The sequence below is a fragment of the Streptomyces sp. NBC_00341 genome, from assembly GCF_041435055.1.
Classification (GTDB): domain Bacteria; phylum Actinomycetota; class Actinomycetes; order Streptomycetales; family Streptomycetaceae; genus Streptomyces.
The window spans coordinates 1,847,594-1,866,803 of record NZ_CP108002.1; the positions used below are offsets into that span (position 1 = coordinate 1,847,594).

The 19,210-nt window shown below is 72.0% G+C and carries 17 protein-coding genes; 6 read left to right on the plus strand and 11 right to left on the minus strand.

Annotated features, from left to right (window positions below; translation table 11 throughout):
- The first annotated feature begins 87 nt into the window (after window positions 1-87).
- From OG892_RS08230 to OG892_RS08255, 6 genes are all read left to right on the plus strand, one after another.
- The gene (locus OG892_RS08230; RefSeq protein ID WP_371628797.1) at window positions 88-1,125 is read left to right on the plus strand and encodes a hypothetical protein; all 1,038 of its coding nucleotides are present in this window, start codon (window positions 88-90) and stop codon (window positions 1,123-1,125) included.
- Window positions 1,122-2,399: a sensor histidine kinase gene (locus OG892_RS08235; RefSeq protein ID WP_371628798.1), complete on the plus strand. Its 1,278-nt coding sequence runs from the start codon at window positions 1,122-1,124 to the stop codon at window positions 2,397-2,399. The genes OG892_RS08230 and OG892_RS08235 overlap by 4 nt, the downstream gene beginning before the upstream one ends.
- Window positions 2,396-3,076: a response regulator gene (locus OG892_RS08240; RefSeq protein WP_371628799.1), complete on the plus strand. Its 681-nt coding sequence runs from the start codon at window positions 2,396-2,398 to the stop codon at window positions 3,074-3,076. The genes OG892_RS08235 and OG892_RS08240 overlap by 4 nt, the downstream gene beginning before the upstream one ends.
- An 87-nt stretch (window positions 3,077-3,163) precedes the next feature.
- Window positions 3,164-4,615, plus strand: coding sequence for a penicillin-binding protein 2 (locus tag OG892_RS08245; RefSeq protein ID WP_073735329.1), 1,452 nt, complete (start codon window positions 3,164-3,166; stop codon window positions 4,613-4,615).
- A 190-nt stretch (window positions 4,616-4,805) separates the two neighbouring features.
- A complete protein-coding gene (locus tag OG892_RS08250; RefSeq protein WP_073735330.1) occupies window positions 4,806-5,381 on the plus strand; it encodes a SigE family RNA polymerase sigma factor in 576 nt (191 codons plus the stop codon).
- Window positions 5,381-6,088 carry a hypothetical protein gene (locus tag OG892_RS08255; protein ID WP_371628800.1) on the plus strand — a complete coding sequence of 236 codons (708 nt, stop codon included), beginning with the start codon at window positions 5,381-5,383 and terminating at the stop codon, window positions 6,086-6,088. The genes OG892_RS08250 and OG892_RS08255 overlap by 1 nt, the downstream gene beginning before the upstream one ends.
- 118 nt (window positions 6,089-6,206) lie before the next feature.
- Here OG892_RS08255 and OG892_RS08260 read toward each other — a convergent pair whose 3' ends face one another.
- The 11 genes from OG892_RS08260 to OG892_RS08310 all read right to left on the minus strand — a co-directional run bounded on the left by OG892_RS08260 (window position 6,207) and on the right by OG892_RS08310 (window position 19,116).
- On the minus strand, window positions 6,207-7,307 hold the full coding sequence (locus OG892_RS08260; RefSeq protein WP_371628801.1) for a pectinesterase family protein: 1,101 nt from the start codon (window positions 7,305-7,307) through the stop codon (window positions 6,207-6,209).
- Window positions 7,308-7,408: 101 nt separating this feature from the next.
- Window positions 7,409-8,740 (minus strand): polysaccharide lyase family 1 protein, encoded by a 1,332-nt coding sequence (locus OG892_RS08265; protein WP_371628802.1) that lies wholly within the window; start codon window positions 8,738-8,740, stop codon window positions 7,409-7,411.
- A 101-nt stretch (window positions 8,741-8,841) separates the two neighbouring features.
- Window positions 8,842-10,176, minus strand: a complete 1,335-nt coding sequence (locus OG892_RS08270) for a sugar ABC transporter substrate-binding protein (RefSeq protein WP_371628803.1) — start codon at window positions 10,174-10,176, stop codon at window positions 8,842-8,844.
- Window positions 10,177-10,253: 77 nt separating this feature from the next.
- Window positions 10,254-11,816 (minus strand): glycoside hydrolase 43 family protein, encoded by a 1,563-nt coding sequence (locus tag OG892_RS08275; protein ID WP_371628804.1) that lies wholly within the window; start codon window positions 11,814-11,816, stop codon window positions 10,254-10,256.
- Window positions 11,813-12,637 carry a PmoA family protein gene (locus tag OG892_RS08280; protein WP_328867495.1) on the minus strand — a complete coding sequence of 275 codons (825 nt, stop codon included), beginning with the start codon at window positions 12,635-12,637 and terminating at the stop codon, window positions 11,813-11,815. Before OG892_RS08280 ends, OG892_RS08275 begins: the two co-directional genes overlap by 4 nt.
- Window positions 12,634-13,821, minus strand: a complete 1,188-nt coding sequence (locus OG892_RS08285) for a Gfo/Idh/MocA family protein (protein WP_371628805.1) — start codon at window positions 13,819-13,821, stop codon at window positions 12,634-12,636. Before OG892_RS08285 ends, OG892_RS08280 begins: the two co-directional genes overlap by 4 nt.
- Before the next feature lie 5 nt (window positions 13,822-13,826).
- A complete protein-coding gene (locus tag OG892_RS08290; RefSeq protein ID WP_371628806.1) occupies window positions 13,827-14,747 on the minus strand; it encodes a carbohydrate ABC transporter permease in 921 nt (306 codons plus the stop codon).
- The gene (locus OG892_RS08295) at window positions 14,744-15,673 is read right to left on the minus strand and encodes a carbohydrate ABC transporter permease (protein ID WP_073735339.1); all 930 of its coding nucleotides are present in this window, start codon (window positions 15,671-15,673) and stop codon (window positions 14,744-14,746) included. The genes OG892_RS08290 and OG892_RS08295 overlap by 4 nt, the downstream gene beginning before the upstream one ends.
- A 127-nt stretch (window positions 15,674-15,800) precedes the next feature.
- Window positions 15,801-17,528: an L-arabinonate dehydratase gene (gene araD / locus OG892_RS08300; RefSeq protein WP_371628807.1), complete on the minus strand. Its 1,728-nt coding sequence runs from the start codon at window positions 17,526-17,528 to the stop codon at window positions 15,801-15,803.
- Window positions 17,525-18,427: a dihydrodipicolinate synthase family protein gene (locus OG892_RS08305; protein ID WP_327336296.1), complete on the minus strand. Its 903-nt coding sequence runs from the start codon at window positions 18,425-18,427 to the stop codon at window positions 17,525-17,527. The genes araD and OG892_RS08305 overlap by 4 nt, the downstream gene beginning before the upstream one ends.
- 32 nt (window positions 18,428-18,459) lie before the next feature.
- Window positions 18,460-19,116 (minus strand): GntR family transcriptional regulator, encoded by a 657-nt coding sequence (locus OG892_RS08310; protein ID WP_073735342.1) that lies wholly within the window; start codon window positions 19,114-19,116, stop codon window positions 18,460-18,462.
- Window positions 19,117-19,210: the final 94 nt, after the last annotated feature.

The window sequence follows — 19,210 nt, forward strand, 5'->3', positions numbered from 1 at the left end:
CTGGGCGGCCTGCCTCCCCCGCGTGGGGGAGGCGGATCACCATCCGGTATGAGGTGCGCGTGCCGCCCGCGCGGGAGCGTGGACGGTATGACACAGACACCGCTCGCGTCGGCTCCCTCATCGACCCCCGCACCGGCTCCCGCCGCCCCGGTCACCACCCGGGCGCGCACCGCGCTGCGCGCCCTGGCGATCGTCGCCTGCCTGCCCTACATCGTGCTCAAGGCCGCCTGGGTCTCGGGCAGCCACCTCGGCATCCCCGACGGCAGCTCGCTGCTCGACCACCGCACCACGATGATCGTCGCCAACAGCGGTTCGGTCCTGATGGACGGCGCGGTCGTCGTCATCGCCCTGCTGCTCACCCAGGCCTGGGGCCGGCGCGTGCCCGCCTGGCTGCTCGTCCTGCCGATGTGGGTGGCGACCGGTCTGTTACTGCCGATCATGGCCGGCTATCCGCTCCAACTGCTGGTCCAGGTCCTCGGCGGCGAGATCACCAGCAGCGCCGACTCCACCCGGCCCTTCCTCGACCAGTGGGTCTTCGCCGTCGTCTACACCGGCTTCATCATCCAGGGCCTGGCCCTGGGCACCCTCTTCGCGCTGTACGCGAAGGACCGCTGGGGCCACCTCTGGCGAGGCGCCCTGCGTGATCTGCCCGCCAGTCCCACGGCTCCCGCCCTGCGCGCCTGCGCCGTCGCCGCCTCGCTGACCGCCCTGATCCCCGGCACCATGCATCTGCTCTGGGCCACCGGGTCGACCGCCGGGCTCAACGCGGCACTGATCGCGGAGAGCAACGGCGGCTCCCACGTCGTCGACGCCGTCGATGTCCTCTTCGCCGCCGCCGCGGTCGCCGGGGTACTGCTCCTCGCCTTCCGCCGGAACTCCGCGCTGCCGCTGCGGATACCGCTCGCGCTGGCCTGGGGCGGCTCCGGCGCGGTGGGCTGCTGGGGCGGCTGGATGGGCCTCGCCGCACTGAGCAGCGTCGACGACCTCGCCCATCGGCCCACCGCCGCAGTGGTGCTGACCTACGCTGTGCAGATGCTGGTCGGAACGCTGGTGTTGGCCCTGGGCGCGTACTTCCTGGCCGAGCGCGCGGCCGGTACGCGACCGCCGTCCGGCCTCCGGGCGTGACGCCGCTGCTCGGGCGGCGGGCCCGGCTGCGCTGGCTCCATCTGATCATCGGCGGGGCCCTGTTGATGCCGTACTTCCTGGTGGGCACGGTGATCGTCGGCTCGTTCCGGGCGGGCGCCAATGTGTTCAGCTCGCCGGTCGACCAGCTGATCGCGTTCGCCTTCGCCCTGCCGATGGCCTCGGTCACCGCGCTCTTCCCGCTCGCCCGGCCGCTGTCGGTGTCCGCCGCCCGCGCCCTGTGCGGTCTGCCGCCGGACCGGCCGCTGGCGGACGGGCCGGCCAGGACCCGGCAGGCCAGGTTCCGCGCGGCGCTCTGGTACACCCTGCACGTGGCGCTCGGCGGTGTCGTCAGCGGCATGACGCTGGCCCTGACCCCGTTCGCGGTGGGGGTGACGGTGCTGCCGTTCTTCGCCGCCGTGCGCGAGTCCCCGGTGCTCGATGTGCCGGAGGCGCTGGACGGTCGGTGGCTCCCGGTCCTGGCGCCGTTCGCCGGGATCGCGATGCTGGCGGCGATGGCCGGCTGCGCGGCGGCGGCCGGGGCGCTGCTGGCCAACCGGGCGCCGGTCCTGCTGGGCCCGACCCCCGACGACCGGCTGGCCGCCGCAGAACGCCGGGCGGCCGGCCTCGCGGTACGCAACCGGCTGGCCCGGGAACTGCACGACTCGGTCGGCCACGCGCTCAGCGCCGTCACCCTCCAGGCGGGCGCGGCCCGCAGGGTGCTGGACAGCGACCCGGAGTTCGTCCGCGAGGCGCTGACCGCGATCGAGGAGACGACCCGGCGCACGGTCGACGAGCTCGACTCTGTGCTCGGGCTGCTGCGGCGGACCGCCGACACCGCGGAGGGCGCCGAAGCGGCCGGGTACGCGCAGGACACGACCGGCCCCGGGCTCGACGCGCTGGACGGGCTGCTGGCGCGTTGCGGGGTGCCCGTCTCGTACACCGCCGAAGGCGACCGGGGCGCGGTGCCCGGCGCCGTGGCGCGCGAGGCCTACCGGATCGTGCAGGAGGGGCTGAGCAACGCGCTGCGGCACGGCGGGCACGGTGCGCCGGTGCGGCTGCGGATCACGGTGCGCGCGGAGGAACTGGAGATCGTCGTGGACAGCCCGCTGCCCGCGCGGCCGTCCCCGGTGCGCCCCGGCGGCGGCCGGGGGCTGCGCGGCGTCTCCGAGCGCGCCGTACTGCTCGGCGGCCGGGCCGGGGCCGGACCTCACGAGGGCGGGTGGCGGCTGACCGCCCGCCTCCCCCTGCGCCCCGGCGCGCGGGAGCGGCCATGAGTACCCCGGTCCGGATCGTCGTCGCCGACGACGAGCGCATGGTCCGTACCGCCCTGCGGGTCATCCTGGACGCCGAGCCCGGGCTGGAGGTCGTCGGCGAGGCCTCGACCGGCGCGGAGGCGGTCTCCGTGGTGCGCGAGCTGCGCCCCGACGTGGTGCTGATGGACGTGCGGATGCCGAAGACCGACGGCATCAGGGCAACCGAGCTGATCCTGGCCGTGCTCGACCCGGCGCCGCGCGTCATCGTCGTCACCACCTTCGAGCACGACTCCTACGTGTACGAGGCGCTGCGCGCCGGAGCCGCCGGATTCCTCCTCAAGCGGGCGGCGGCCGAGGAGCTGGTGCAGGCGGTGCGGCTGGTGGCCCGCAGCGACTCGCTGCTCTTCCCCGCCGCCGTACGGGGCCTGGCGGCCGAGTACGGGAGGCGGCGGCCGGCCGCCGCTCCCGCCGCCTGGGCGGCCCGGCTCACCGAGCGGGAGGCGGACGTCCTGCGGCTGATGGCGGCCGGGCTCAGCAACGCGGAGATCGCCGCCCGGCTGCGGGTGGGCGCGGCGACGGCGAAGACCCATGTGGCGGGCGTCCTGGCGAAGACCGGCGCCCGGGACCGTACCCAGGCGGTCATCGCCGCGTACGAGTCGGGGTTCATCGCACCGGGCCGGGCCGGCGGCGCCGGGTGACAGGACAATGAACAAGACGATGAGTAATGGGTGAGAAGCGGCACAACCGGGAACGGCGTACCGCGCCCCGCACGTCCCTTGTACGGGATGAACAAGACCATAAGGCGAGCCTCGGTCTTCTGCCTGCTGCTGGTCCTCGCCCTGCTGGGGCGGGCGACCTGGGTGCAGGCGTACCAGGCACGGGCGCTCGCAGACGACGACCACAACCGGCGGAACACCATCGCGCAGTACGCGCAGCCGCTCGGGGACATCATCGTGGCCGGCTCGCCGGTCACCGGATCGAAGAGGACGGAGGGCAGCGATCTCGCGTACAAGCGCACCTATGACAAGGGCGACCTCTACGCCGCCGTCACCGGATACAGCTCGCAGGCCTACGGCTCCACGCAGCTCGAAGGGATCTACAGCCATGTGCTGGACGGCACCGACGACCGGCTGAAGAACCCGCTGAACGTGGTGACCGGCGAGAAGACCGATCCGGGCAGTGTGCTGACCACGATCGACCCGGACGTGCAGAAGGCGGCGTACGACGCCCTCGGTGACGACAAGGGCGCGGCCGTGGCGATCGACCCGAAGAGCGGGCAGATCCTGGGGATGGTCTCCACGCCGTCCTACAACCCGTCCGACATCAGCGGGACGACCGACGGCGACACCTGGAAGAAGCTGCTCGCGGACCCGGACAAGCCGCTGGTCAACCGCGCGATACGGCAACCGCTCGCGCCCGGTTCGACGTTCAAGCTGGTGGTGGCCTCCGCCGCGCTGGAGAACGGGCTGTACAGCTCGGTCGACGAGGCCACGAAGAGCCCGCTGCCGTACACGCTGCCCGGCACCAGCACCCCCCTGAAGAACGAGAGCGCCTCCGCGCCCTGCGAGAACGCGACGCTGCGCGTGGCGCTCCAGTACTCGTGCAACAACGTCTTCGGCAAGGTCGCCGCCGACCTCGGCCAGGACAAGGTGCGGGCGATGGCCGAGAAGTTCGGCTTCAACACGGAGGACCTCGATGTGCCGGTCAGGGCGTACAAGAGCGTCTACCCGGAGAAGATGGACGACGCGCAGACGGCGCTGACGGGCATCGGCCAGTTCGAGGTCACCGCGACCCCGCTCCAGATGGCGATGGTCTCCGCCGCCCTCGCCAACGGCGGTGAGCTGGCCGCACCGCACATGGTCTCCAAGGTGACGGACTCCAAGGGCGGCACGCTGGAGGACTTCGCGGACGGCGACATGAAGCGCGTCGTCTCCGCGTCCACCGCCAAGCAGCTGCGCAGCGCGATGGTGACCGTCGTGGAGCAGGGCACCGGTACCAACGCCCGGATCGGCGGCGCGGAGGTGGGCGGCAAGACGGGCACGGCGGAGAACGGTGTGGGCAACAGCAACACCCCGTACGCCTGGTTCACCTCGTACGCGAAGGACAGGTCGAGCGGCCGGGAGGTCGCGGTCGCCGTGATCGTGGAGGACTCCGGTTCCTCGGCCTCCGAGGTCAGCGGCAACGGCCTCGCGGCCCCGATCGCGCAGAAGATGATGAAGGCCGCGCTCCAGCGCTGACCGCGCGAACGTGACGCCCCGGTAACCCGGTTCGGGTACTGGGGCGTTCGGCGCGTCCCGGCCCCTTCAGGTTTTCGCCTTGTTACGCCTTACTTGGTTACGCACCCGCGTCGAAGCGCTTCCGGGGTGCGCCGGTACGCTCGCCCTCGCGACGCGGGCACCGGCATCCGAGCGAAGGGACGGGGTAGCTGTGGGCACATCCATCGACGCCGACGGTGCCGCCGCCGAGTTCCACGAGTTCTTCGAGGCCCACTACGCCGAACTCGCCCGGCTCGCCCACCTGCTGACCGGTGAGGCCGATGCCGCCGACGATCTGGCCGCCGATGCCCTGCTGGCGCTCTGGCACCGCTGGGACCGGGTCCGGAGCGCCGACCACCCGGTGGCGTACGCGCGCGGGGTGGTCGCCAACCTGGCCAGGACCCGGATCCGCAGCGCGGTGCGCGAGCGCCGCCGGATCGCGCTGTTCTGGGCGCCGCGCGGCGGCGGGGACGGATACGCGGTCGAGGACCCGGACGTGTCGGCGATGGTCGACGTCCAGGGGGCGCTGCGCAGGCTGCCGTTCCGCAAGCGCGCCTGCGTGGTACTGCGGCACGCCTTCGATCTCTCGGAGCGGGACACCTCGCTGGTGCTCGGGATCTCGGTGGGTACGGTGAAGAGCCAGACCTCGCGCGCCGTCGCGGAACTGCAGCGGCTGCTCGGCCCCGATACGCCCGCCGCGCACGTGCACGTGGCCGTCGCGGCGCAGCGCACCGGAGGAGGCCAGTGATGGACGAGGAGTTGCCCCGGCGGCTGCGGGGTGCCGCCCAGGCGCACCGGCCGGACCGGGAGCGGATGCGGGCCCGGGTCGAGCGCGGTATGGCCGAGGGCCGCCCGTCGGCGCGGGTCGTGCGCCCGCCGCGTGGAGCGACGCCGTGGCTACGGGTCGCGGGGGCGACGGCGGCGGTCTGCGGGGTGCTGGCGGCCGGGGCGTTCGCCGTCACCTCCGCGGGCCGGGACGGGCCGTCCGGGGGGCGGGCGGCGGCCCCTCAGTCCGCCGTCACCACGCCGTCCGCGCCCGGTGGCGGTGCGCCGGGCGCCGAGGACGGCCCGCTGTGGACGGACGGCGCCGTCGACCCGCACAGCAACGCGTACTGGGCGCAGAGCAACGTGACGCTGCGGACGGCGGAACCGCTCTCCTCGCTCACCGTCGAACTGCGGATCGCGCTCACCGGCGGGGTGACCAGCACCGGCTCCTGGCGCTCGCTGCCCGATCGGGACTTCACCGTGTCCGCGACCGAGACCGGCGGTTTCCTCGTCTACCGGTGGGCCCTGAAGCCGGGGCGCACGGTCCCGGCCGGCACACACACGTTCGCCGGTCAGTACAACCACGCGGAGGGCGCCCGGGACGCCTCCGGCGACTACCTGACCGCGCACGCCGTCCGCGCCTCCGGTCAACGGGCCTCGGTGCGCGACTCCTTCGGCCGGGACCGCTGAGGTCGGGAGCGCTGAGACCGGGAGCGCTGAGACCGGGACCACCCACGCCGGAACCGCTCACGCCTGAACCACTCGGGCCGGAACCGCTCAGGCCGGGGCGTGAGCCCGGTGCGGACTCTCACCGGTACGGTCGCCAGTCGCCCAGCCAGGCGGCCGGGGTGTGCAGGCGGGCCTCCGCGGCGCTCAGCCGGGGGCGGTTGGCGGGTTCGGTGACGCGCGCGCCGGGGCCCGTGTTGCGGTACTCGGCGAAGCGCTGCTGCTGCCAGGGGAAGCCCGCGGACATGGTTCCGTAGGGCTCGTCCGCGTCGATCCCGGCGCCGAGCCGGCATTCGCGGACGGTCAGCATCGGGTGCGCGGTGAGGTCGGAGGAGGGCACCCAGGGGCGGGCCAGCTTGAAGTAGCCGTCGGGCGCGGTACCGGTGACGCGGGAGCGCAGCACCAGGTAGCCGTGCGGGTTGGCTCCGGCGGTGCTGGGCGCGAAGACGAAGCCGTAGGGCGGGGCCGCCAGGTCGGTGCGGGTCAGGGTGCGGAAGTGGCAGCGGTCCAGGACGGCGGTGGCGCGGCCGAAGACGAAGTCGACGTCTCCTTCGACGTAGCAGTCCCGGTAGTACTGGCGGGCGAAGTCGGTGAGGGCGGCGGAGTCGGCGTAGAGGGTGTCCTGGTGGCCCAGGAAGCGGCAGCCGTGGAACGCCGAACGGTCGCCCTGCACCTTGATGGCGACGGCCTGGGTGCCGGTGTACTCGGGGTGCTCTGCGCGCAGCCAGTCGTTGGCGAAGGTCAGGGCGTACGCGGTGAGTCCTGCGGGGCGGGCGGTGACGGTGGCGGAGCCGCTGGTGCCGTAGGTGCCCGAACCGTCGGGCAGGGGGGTCCCGTTGGCGTTGCCGTACACGATGACGGTGTCGTGCGGGTCGTCGCTCGCCCCGATGAGGGTGAGGCCCGTCCGGTCTGCCGGGATGTCGACCGTCTCGCGGTAGGTGCCCGGGGCGATCACCAGGGTGCGGCCGGGGCCGGTCGCGGCGTCCACGGCGGCCTGGAGGCCGGTGTGGTCACCCCGGCCGCGGGCGTCGACGTACAGCGTCCCGGCGTCGAGCCGGCGGGACGGTGAACCGTAGCGTCCGAAGGGGCGGGGTGCGTGGGCGTGCGCGGCCGGGGCCGCCCCCAGGGCGAGGGCGGCGCTGCCGCCCGCGAGCAGGGTCAGGGCGCTGCGTCTGCTGGTCATGGGCGGTCTTCCTTACTTCCTCGGGCGGAGGACTTCCTTGGGCGGAGGGCGCGACGGGTCCCCGCCGGTGCCGGAGGGGCACCGGCGGGGAGGACGCACGGTCAGGCGCCGGGGATCCGGCCGGCGCCCGCGCCGAGGCCGACGAGCAGCGGCACGAGCAGCGGGTGGTCGACCCGGTTGCGCAGGGCCGGGGTCCAGCCGGCGCCCGTGGTGAGCTGCTCCTCGGGGACGCCCGCGTTGTGGACGGCGACCAGGTCGGTGCGGCGGCCGTTGACGTAGTTGTCGGCGGCCGTGAGCGAGGACTCGGACCACTTCTTGAGGATCTTCGCCCGGTCGTACTCGCCGGCCAGGGTGAACGCGTTGTGCTCGGCGACGAGGTGCGACTCCGCGCCGATGCCGTACGAGTAGCCGTAGACGCTGCCCCTGGCGGCGACGAAGTGGTTGTTGTAGGAGTCGACCTGTCCGAAGCGGACCCGGGGCGCGCGCTCGTTCAGGTCCTTGAAGAGGTTGTGGTGCAGCGTGACCCGGAGCTTGCCGCGGTCGGTGGCCCCGGCACCGTCGCTGTTGCCGATGAGCATCGTCTTGTCGTGGTCCTTCAGGACGTTCCAGGAGGCGGTGACCAGGTCGGCGCCCTTGACGATGTCGAAGAGCCCGTCGTGCTGCTGGTACAGCTCGTCGAAGTAGCGGGGCTGGTCCGCGTCGGAGTGGTCCCCGTCGCTGAAGGTGTTGTGGTCGACCCAGACGTGGTCGGAGCCGTAGACGACGAGGTTGTCGTACTCGGAGTTCCAGTGCCCGGTCTCGCCGTCGGTGGGGTCCCACTGGGGGAAGCAGTCGTAGGTGTCCTCGAACGAGATATTGCGGACGATGACGTTCGAGACGTTCTGGATCTGGAGGCTGGCGCCGATGACCGTGGCGTCCTTGCCGACGCCGATCAGTGTGGTGTTGGAGGGGACGTAGACGTTCACCGCGGCCTTCTGGAGCTTGGCGGAGGCGAGCCGGGCGTCCTCCATGGGGCCGGACGGGACCTCCTCGCGGCCCCAGGTCGCCGGGTCGTAGGCGGCGAGGTACTTGTCCAGGGTGTAGCCGTCGCTCTCGTACTCCTCGCAGCCGATCGGGGTGCCCTCGGCGTCGGAGTTCCCGTGGACGGTGCCGTCGATCCTGACGATCTTCGGGGCGTCGCCCGCGTCCGCGAAGGCGGCGACGAGTTCGGCCCGGTTGCTCACGGTGTAGACGTGTTCGGGGGTGGCGGCGGCGCCTCCGGTGGTGGAGCCCTCCGCGGCGGCCCAGCCGTCACCTGCGGGAAGCACCGAGCGCTCGGCGCCGTTGGCACCGTGGTGCGCGGAGGCCTGGGCGGGCACGCTCAGGGCCAGGGCCAACGAGGCGCAGCCCATCGCGACGGCGATGGCGCGGGTGCGGGATCTGCGTGCGGGCATGACGAATCCTCAGCTCTCGTTCGAATGTGCGGGGAGAGGGGGCCGGCGGCGGTACGGACCTGCCGCCGGCCGCCGGGGCGCCGGTCTCGCGAGCGGCGGGATCAGCCGTTGCCGATCTCCTTCCACTCCGCCTGGGCCTTGTTCAGCTCTTCGGCGATCTTGTCCAGGAAGGCCTTGGCCGTGATCTTGCCGAGCAGCAGCTTCTGGAACTCCGGCTCGTTGTCCGCCTTGCTGATGTTGTTCCAGTCGGGCAGGTAATACGGCAGCTGCACGATCTTGGTGGAACCGTCGGTGAGGGCCTTCGCGGCCAGCTCGGTCGGCTCCGTGGCGCTGATCCAGGGGTCCTTGGCGGCCTCGGTGTTGGCCGGGATGGCGCCGGCGGACTCGTTCCACTTGCTGTTGGACGCGTGCGAGGCGGCGAACTCGATGAACTTCCAGGCGGCCGTCTTGTTCTTGCTCGACCGGAACAGGCCGAGGCCGTCGACGGGGTTGGAGACCTGGACCCGGGTGCCGCCGTCGCTGATGGGGTTCGGTATTCCGGCGAACTTCTCCTTGCCCAGCGCCTTCAGGTGGTCCTGGTAGGAGCCGAGGTTGTGGCTGAGCATCCCGATGGTGCCGGTGTCCCACTGGGCGACCATCTTGGTGAAGTCGTTGTTGACGTCGGCGGCGGGCGTCGACTTCTTGTAGAGCGCGGCGTACTTCTCCAGCGCGGCGACGTTCTTCGGGTCGTTGAGGGTGGTCTTGTCGCCCTTCCAGAACTCCGTGATGCCGGACTGGCCGTACGCGGCGTCCATGGCCTGGGCGATGGAGCCCGCGCCGCCTCGGATGGTGTAGCCGAACTTGTTCTTCTTGCCGTCGGTCAGCCTGTCGGCCGCCTTGTAGAAGTCGGCCCAGGTGGCGGGGGCCTTCAGGCCCGCGGACTTGAACAGGTCGGTGCGGTACCAGAGCGCGCCGTTGTTCGCGGAGGTCGGCACCGCGAACATGTCGTCGCCCCGGCCGCCCGCGTCCTTGACGCTCTCGACCATGCCCTCGACGAGCTTGCCCTGGAGGGCGGAGTCCTTGATCCGGTCTGTGAGCGGGTCAAGGGCCTCCTGCGAGACCATGTTGGCCAGGTAGGCGGTGCCGACGCCGCCCACGTCCGGCAGTCCGCCGCCCGCGATGGCCGTGTCGTACTTGGACTGCACGTCGGCGATCGGGATCGGCACGTACTTGACCTTGATGTCCGGGTTCGCCTTCTCGAAATCCTTGATGATCTCGGTCCAGACGGCGGTGCGCGGACCGCCGTTGTTGTCCCAGAAGGTGATCTCGCCCTTGCCGTTGCCCTCGGTTCCGCTGTCGCTGCCGTCGTCACCGCAGGCGGTGGCGGTCAGCGCGAGCACTGCCGCGACGGACACCGCAGCCGCGGCACGCCTCCGCTGCGTCTTCGAGATCTTCATGGTCGGCTCTTCTCTGTGGGTGATCCGTGTGAGGGTTGCTGCGTGGGGGGCTTCGTACGGTCAGGCGGTTCGTACGGTCAGGCGGTGGTGCGGAAGCCGGTGAAGCAGGCCGTCCCGGCCGGCCCCGTCCCGGTGGGTGCGGTGGCGAACAGTCCGAGCAGGGCGCCGACCCAGCGCCACGGCGTCGCGGCGAAGACCTGGCCGGAGGGCCGGAATCCCGCCCCGTCCCCGGTGTCGGCGTGGAAGCGGCAGCGGGCCCCCGGACCAACCTCGATCCGCAGCCGGGCCCGCCCTTCCGGGGCCGGCCTGCTGTGCTCGGCGTCCCGTTCGTGTACGGCGACGGTCTCCGCGTACCGGTGCACGAGCCGCACGCCTCCGTCCCCGCCCGCCGACCGCTCCAGGCCGATCCAGCTGAACGCGTCCCCCAGCACGGCGAGCCCCGCCTTGGCGCCCGGCGCCTCGCTGTCCAGGGAGACGTCCACCTCCGCGGTGAACGTGTCGGCGGGCAGCCGCTGGACCAGCACGTTGGGCAGGACCCGCAGGTCGTGCGCGTGCGCGGTCCGTACGCAGCTGAGCCGCAGCCCGTCCCCGCCGTGCTCGACGGTCCAGCCGGGGCGCGGGTTGGCGGTCCACTGCCACTGCCTGCCGTACCGGCCGCCGGGGAAGCCATCGCTGCTCGCCGGGGCCTCCGCGGGCTGCGGGGGCGCGACCGGCTTCGGGTGCACCGCCACGGGTTCGCCCGCGTCGCCGATGACCGGCCAGCCGCCGTCCTCGGCGTCCCAGCGCATCGGCTGGAGGTGGACCACCCGCCCGTACGCGCCGCGCTGCTGGAAGTGCAGGAACCAGTCCTCGCCCGCCGCCGTGCGGACCCAGCCGCCCTGGTGCGGTCCGTTGACCCCGGTACCGCCCTGGGCGAGGACGACTCGTTCCTCGTACGGTCCGAAGAAGTCGTGGGAGCGGAAGGCGCCCTGCCAGCCCGTCCCGACCCCGCCGGCCGGGGCGAGGATCCAGAACTCGCCGTTGTGCCGGTAGAGCTTGGGGCCCTCCAGGGTGAACCAGCCGGGGATCGTGTCGGCGTCGACCAGGGTCTTGCCCTCGTCGAGCAGCTCCCGGCCGTCCGCGCTCATCCGGTAGCCGGTGAGCCGGTTCTTGATGCCGGAACGGGACTTGGCCCAGGCGTGCACGAGATACGCCTCGCCGGTCCCCTCGTCCCACAGCGGGCAGGCGTCGATCAGCCCCTTGCCCGCCTTCAGCAGGTGGGGCGCGGTCCACGGACCCCGGATGTTCTCGGCGCTGACCTGCTGGATGCCGTGGTCGGGGTCGCCCCAGAAGATCCAGAACCGTCCGGCGTGATGCCGCAGCGACGGCGCCCACACCCCCCGGTCGTGGCGCGGCACGGCGAAGTCCGCCGCGGGTTCGAGGCGGTCCAGGGCGTGGCCGACGATCGACCAGTTGACCAGGTCGCGCGAGTGCAGCAGCGGCAGTCCGGGGACCCGCCCGAAGCTGGAGGCGGTGAGGTAGAAGTCCTCGCCCACCCGCACCACGTCGGGGTCGGACCAGTCGGCGTTGAGCACCGGGTTGCGGTAGGTGCCGTCCCCGGCGTCGGCGGTCCAGGGCCGGTCGTCCTGTACGGCGCTCACGCGGTCACCGCCCGGCGGACGTGGGCGGCGGCCGTGGCCCGGTCGAGCCGGCCGTCCGCGATGACGGTGACGACGCGGCGCACGACGGTGGCTCCGGCCGGGACGGACAGCCGGTGGGCGGCGGCGAGGGACGAGCCGACGCCCGGGTACTCGGTGCTCCGCACGAACCACGGGTCGCGGCGGGTCTCCTCCGTCGCCCCCGCGAACACCAGGGTCCAGCCGTCGCCGCTCATCGCGACCCAGTCGGCGACGCGTCCGTGCACCGCGTCCTCGCCGTCCCCGTGGCCGCTGAACACGGCGGGCGCCGAGGGTTCCTTGGGCGCGCGCCAGAAGAAGCCGCCGTATCCGGCGCCCGGTCTGCCATTGGTGGCGGGGCTGCCGATCGACAGGTCCGTGCCGCCCCGGTTGGTGAGCGAGAAGGAGAAGTCCAGCGCCCAGGCGGTGTCGGAGAGTTCGGCGGTGGCGACCGTGCGGTGCTCCCGCAGCAGCTCGGTGTCGTCGGCCTCCCAGCTGAGCTCCTCGACGAAGCCGTCCGGGTCGCGGAGCTTCCAGCCCAGGTGGCGCTGGACCCCGTGGTTGTCGAGCGCGGTGGGGCCCTGGTCGCGGACGAAGGTGCGGCCGCCCCAGAAGTTGTGCCCCGCGACATCGGGCACGGCGACGGAGGTGCCCAGGTGGTGGAGGTGGTCGGCCGGATGCTCCTCGGTGACCGGGATGCCGCCGAGGGTGGTGACGGGGTGCAGGTAGGGGCGGCCTCCGGGCGTCGGGAGGTAGGTGTAGCGGCCGACGGGGCGGCCGGCGCAGCTCAGGAGTGCGGTGGTCACGGTGAACTCACCTCTGTCGGGAGCGCCCAGGGGACGCCGAGTTCGGAGAAGAGCCTGAGGGTGTCGGCCGCCGCCGCGACGGCCGCGTCGATGCCGCGCACCACCCGGCGGGTGCCGTCGCCGGTGAGGGCGGGGGCGGTGTGCCAGGCGCCGGACGGCAGGGCGGCGGGTTCGGGGGCGTTCCGTACGGCTTCGACGACCCGCATGAACGCGCCGGTGCGGTGCGGCGGCGCCAGGAGCGCGGTGCCGTGCGTCAGGTGGGCGACGAGGTTCTCCAGGAGGTCGGTCCGGCCGTGCACCGTCTCCTCGGGTCCGTGTCCCGCGCGCTGGACGAGGACCCTGTCCTGCTTGTACCAGAAGGTGATCCGGCCCCGGTCGCCGTGGACGGTCACATAGGGTTCCCCGGCCTGCTCCGCGCAGAGGGTGACGGCGGCGGTGACCGGCAGTCCGGACGTCGTGGTGAGGCGTACGCAGGAGGTGTCGTCGGCCTCGATGTCGTGGGCGCGGAAGAGTTCGGTCTCGATCGACGCGATGTCGTGGGCCGCACCGCTGCCGGCGAGTTCGAGGGCGGTGGCGACGGCGTGGGCGAGCGGGTTGGTCAGTACCCCGTCCACCACGTCGGTGTCACCGATCCGCCGCCGCCCCGCCCAGGGCGCGCGCCGGTAGTAGGCGTCGTCCCTGACCCAGGCGCCCGCGGCCCCGTAGCCCCGCACGGTGCCGATGGCGCCGGTCCGGACGAGTGCGCGGACGGCGGGCACCGCGTGCGAACCGAAGGACTGGAAACCCACCTGGCAGGCGATTCCCGCGTCCCGTACCCCGGTCAGGATCCGTTCGAAGTCGGTGAGGGTCGCGGCGGGTGGCTTCTCCAGGAGGAGGTGGACGCCGCGGGCGGCGGCGGTGAGGGCCAGTTCGGCGTGGGTCTGGATGGGGGTGCAGATGACGGCGGCGCGGGCGCCGGTGGAGTCCAGTAGCGACCCGAAGTCGGCCGACTGCTCCGGGAGTTCGGCGGCGAAGGCAGCGAGTTCGGTCTCGTCGAGCGGATGGAGTTCGCAGACCCCGGCGAGCCGGACGACGCCCTGGTCCTGGAGGCGGCGGATATTGGCGAGGTGCCAGCTCCCGTGGCCCCGGGCGCCCGCGAGGACGACCGGCAGCGGGGTGGTGTGTGTGGTGTCCGTCGGGCCCATGCGCGTCAGCCCTTCACGGCGCCGGCGCTGAAGCCGGTGATCAGCCACTTCTGGATGAAGGCGAAGACGATCACCACGGGGACCGCGGCGATCACCCCGCCCGCTGCGAGCGCGCCCAGGTCGACGCTGTCCGCGCCGATGAGGGTGTTCAGGCCGACCGGGATCGTCTGCTTGTCCTGCTCGCTGAGGAACATCAGGGCGAACAGGAAGTGGTTCCAGCTGTGCACGAAGGCGAACGAGCCGACCGCGATCAGCCCCGGCCGCAGCAGCGGCAGCACCACCGCGCAGAAGGCGCGGAAGCGCGAACAGCCGTCCACCCAGGCGGCCTCCTCCAGCGAGACGGGCACGTTCTTGATGAATCCGCTGATCAGGATGATGGAGAGCGGCAGCTGGAAGACCGTCTCCGCGATGACCACACTGCCCAGCGAGTTGATCATCTGGAGGTTCTTGAAGATCTCGAAGAGCGGTACGAGCATCAGCGCGCCCGGGATGAACTGCGAGCAGAGCAAAGCCAGCATGAAGGCGTTCTTGATCCTGAAGTCGAACCGGGCGAGCGCGTAGCCGCCGGCCAGGGCGACGAGCGTGGTGGCGACCAGGGTGCAGACCCCGACGATCATGCTGTTCTGGAAGAAGAGGGCGAAGCTGCGCTCGTTCCAGACCTTGTCGAAGTGCTCCCCGGTCATCGGCCAGGGCACCAGCGAGGTGGACCCTGCGGGGCGCACGGCGAACAGCAGCATCCAGTAGAACGGGATGAGGGTGAAGACCAGGTAGATGCCGAGCGGTACGTAGATCTGCCAGCGCGGCACCTCGTCGAAGGCACGCTCGCGTCCGGGCCTGCGGCGCCGGTGCGCGGCGGGCGGGCGGGTGCTCTGCGCGGGCGGGTGTGCGGAGTGGGTGCCGTTCTTCTCGGCCAGTGCGGCAGTCACTTGTGGTCGCCTCCGAACTTGCTCAGGCGCAGATAGACGATCGAGCAGAAGAGGAGGATCACGAACGCGACGGTGGTGAGCGCGGAGGCGTAGCCGAAGTCATGGCCCTCGATGCCGGTGTTGGCGACGTAGAGCGGCAGTGTGGTGGTCTCGCCCGCCGGTCCGCCTCCGGTGAGGGTGTAGAGCAGGTCGACGTTGTTGAACTCCCAGACGCCACGCAGCAGGGTGGCGAGGATGATCGCGTCCCGCAGGTGCGGCAGGGTGATGTGGAAGAACTGGCGCAGCCGCCCCGCCCCGTCGACGGACGCCGCCTCGTACAGCTCCTTGGAGACGGACTGGAGGTCGGCGAGGATGAGGATGGCGAAGAAGGGGACCCCGCGCCAGAGTTCGGCGACGGTCGCGGCCCAGAAGACGGTGCCGGTGTCGGAGAGCACGGAGGTGCCGTAGTCCCCGATGCCGGCGTCCGCGAGGTAGCGGCTGAAGCCGGTCGAGGAGTTGTAGAGCAGGATCCAGATGGTGCTGGTCAGCACGCCGGAGACGGCCCAGGGCGAGAAGACCATGGCGCGGGAGATGCCCCGGCCGATGAAGCTCTGGTTGACGATCAGGGCGAGGGCGAGCCCGAGGGTGAGCTGGAGCGCGACCTGGGTGACCACCCACTGGGCGCTGAAGCCCAGCGTGGTCCAGAACTGGTCGTCCTCGGTGAAGATCCGGGTGAAGTTGTCGAGGCCCGCGAAGCCGTTCCGCCACGGCTTGGTGACGTTGTAGTTCTGCAGGCTGTAGTAGAAGACGCTGATCACCGGGTAGGCGATGAAGCCGAGCATCAGCAGCCCCGCGGGGGCGATCAGCAGGTACGGCAGTCGGCGGGGGCTCGCGGAGCGGCGCCTGGGCACCTTGGGCGGTGTGGCCACAGCGGCGGCTTGGGCCATGACACGTCTCCGTTCTCTCTGGAGGTACGGGGTGCGGCGTACGGGCGGTGCGTGTAGTGCGCAAGCGCTTGCCGCATGGTGTTCGACCTGTCGAACAGGGCGGTGCGCGGAATTCCGGTGGGGCCGTTCAGCCGGCGTACGGGTCGGGCACTTCTCCCGGCCGGGCCAGGAAGGCGAAGTCGCAGCCGGTGTCAGCCTGGGTGATCTGGTCCTGGTAGAGCGCCGCGTATCCGCGCTCGTAGCGGTTGACCGGCGGGGTCCACTGGGCCCTGCGCCGCGACAACTCCTCCTCGCTCACGTCGAGATGGAGGAGGCGGGCCTCGACGTCCAGGGTGATCAGGTCGCCGGTGCGGACAAGAGCGAGGGGGCCGCCGACATAGGACTCGGGCGCGATGTGCAGCACGCAGGCCCCGTAACTGGTGCCGCTCATCCGGGCGTCGGAGAGCCGCACCATGTCCCGTACGCCCTGCTTCAGCAGGTAGTCGGGGATCGGCAGCATGCCGTACTCGGGCATTCCGGGGCCGCCCTTGGGCCCTGCGTTGCGGAGCACCAGCACATGGTCGGGGGTGAGCGCCAGGGCCGGGTCGTTGATGGTGCGCTGCATCTCCTTGTAGTCGTCGAAGACGACCGCGGGACCGGTGTGGCGCAGCAGACGGGGCTCGGCGGCGATGGGCTTGATGACCGCGCCGTCCGGGCAGAGGTTGCCGCGCAGCACCGCGACGCCGCCCTCGTCCGCGAGCGGGTTGTCGCGCTCCCGGATGACATCGCTGTTGTGCACGAGCGCCCCGTCGAGCTGCGCGCGCAGGGTGTCGTGCGTGACCGTGGGCCGGTCCAGGTGGAGTACGTCGGTGAGCCGGGCCAGGAAGCCGGGCAGCCCGCCCGCGAAGTGGAAGTCCTCCATGAGGTACTTCCCGCCGGGCCGCAGATTGGCCAGCACCGGGACGGTACGGGCGACGCGGTCGAAGTCGTCCAGGGTGAGCTTGATGCCGGAGCGGCCCGCCATCGCGATGAGGTGGATGACGGCGTTGGTGGAGCCGCCGAGCGCGAGGACGGTGGCGACGGCGTCCTGGTACGCCTCCGCCGTCAGGATGTGGGACAACTTGCGCTGCTGCCAAACCAGTTCGACGATCGCGAGCCCCGACCGCGCGGCCATCCGGTCGTGGCCGGAGTCGACGGCCGGGATGGAGGAGGCGCCCGGGACGGTGACGCCGAGCGCCTCCGCGGCGGCGGTCAGGGTGGAGGCGGTGCCCATCGTCATGCAGTGCCCCGGCGAGCGGGCGAGCCCGTTCTCCAGTTCGGCCATCTCGCAGTCACCGATGAGCCCGGCCCGCTTGTCGTCCCAGTACTTCCACATGTCGGTGCCGGAGCCGAGGACTTCGTTGCGCCAGTGCCCCGGCAGCATCGGGCCGGCCGGTACGAACACAGTCGGTATGTCCACCGACGCGGCCCCCATCAGCAGCGCGGGCGTCGACTTGTCGCAGCCGCCCAGGAGCACCGCGCCGTCGACGGGGTAGGAGCGCAGCAGCTCCTCGGTCTCCATCGCCAGCATGTTGCGGTAGAGCATCGGGGTCGGCTTCTGGAACGTCTCCGAGAGGGTGGAGACCGGGAATTCGAGCGGGAAGCCGCCCGCCTGCCAGACGCCCCGCTTGACCGCCTGGGCGCGGTCGCGCAGATGGACGTGGCAGGGGTTGATGTCGGACCAGGTGTTGAGGATCGCGACGACCGGCTTGCCGAGGTGCTCTGCGGGGAGGTAGCCGAGCTGGCGGGTGCGGGCGCGGTGGCTGAAGGAGCGCAGCCCGTCGGTGCCGTACCACTGGTGGCTGCGCAGTTCCTCCGGGGCGATGCGGCCGGTCATATGGACCACCCGGCGACCTGGTCCGCGACCTCGGCGCGCTGCGCCTCGGGCAGCACCCGGCTGGGCGGGCGGACGTCGCGGCCGCAGAGCCCGAGCGAGGCCAGGGCCTCCTTGACGACCGTCACGTTGTTGGCGGACTGCTGGTCTGCGCGCAGTTCCTCGAAACGGCGGATCCGCTCCCAGACCTTCATGGCGGCCGGGTGGTCACCGGCCCGCAGCGCCTCCAGCATGGCCAGCGAGACACCGGGGGCGACGTTGACGAGCCCAGAGGTGAATCCGGTGGCGCCCGCGGAGAAGTACGAGGGGGCGTACAGCTCGGCGAGACCGGCGATCCAGACGAACCGTTCCAGGCCCGCGTCCCGGGCGAAGGCGGCGAAGCGGGCGGCGTCCGGGACGGCGTACTTGACGCCGATGACGTTGGGGCAGTGGTCCGCGAGCGTGGCGAGGCGCTCCCCGTCCAGCTGCGGATTGCGGATGTAGGGCACCACGCCGAGTCCGGGAACGGCCTCCGCGATGGCCCGGTGGTAGTCGATCCAGCCGTCCTGCGAGACGTACGGGTGGACGGGCTGGTGCACCATCACCATCTCGGCGCCGGCGTCCCTGGCGTGCTCGGCGGCGGCGACCGCGGTCGGCACGTCGTGGCCGACCCCGACCAGGATCGTGGCGCGGCCGCCCGCCTCCTCGATGGTCAGCTCGGTGACGGAGCGCCGCTCGTCGGGGGTGAGCGCGTAGAACTCGCCGGTGTTGCCGTTCGGGGTGAGGATGCGCACGCCGCCGTCGAGCAGCCTTCGCAGCAGGGCGCGGTGCGCCGCCGTGTCGATGGTGCCGTCCGCGGCGAACGGGGTCACCGGGATCGCCACGACATCGGCGAGGGCCGCCTTCAGCGGGGTGAGGTCCATGCGGACTGGCCTTTCTTCGGTGTGCCGGTGGTTCACGCCGCGCCGCCCCCGTCCGCGTCGTCGGGGAACGCGCGGCGGACGAACGACGCGATGTGGTCGTGCAGGGCGCCGGCCGCCGCGTCCGCGTCGTCGGCCAGCGCGAGCCGCAGGATCTCCCGGTGCTCGGCCGCCTCCCGCTCCCAGGACGGGATGGTCGCCCAGGCCACGGTCGAGACGAGGGCCGCCTGGTCGCGGACCTCGTCGAGCATCCGCGACAGCAGCGGGTTGCCGCAGGGCAGGTAGAGCGCCCGGTGGAAGTCCCTGTTGGCAAGCGACCTGTCCGCCTTGTCACCGGCCGAGTCGGCCCGCTCCAGGGCCTCCTGGGCCGCGTCGAGCGAGGCCTTGCGGGTGATCGAGCGGCGCAGCGCCTCCGGTTCGAGCAGCAGCCGCACGTCGTACACCTCCCTGGCCATGGTCGCGTCGACCAGGCGCACGGTCACGCCCTTGTACTGGCTCATGACGACGAGTCCGGTACCGGCCAGGGTCTTGAGCGCCTCACGGACAGGGGTCTTGGAGACCCCGAACTGCGCGGCCAGCTCGGTCTCCACGAGCGCCTGCCCTGGTCTCAGCTGCGCCGTGAGGATCGCGTGCTTGATCGCCTCCAGCACGTACTGGGTGCGGGACGGAATCGGGGTGGGCGCAAAGGTCATGGGTGAAGGGCTCTCGCATCTCGCGTATCGCGTCTCATATATGACGTACGAAGTACGACGCGATGAAGCTAGAGGCGCCAGGAATGTTTCGTCA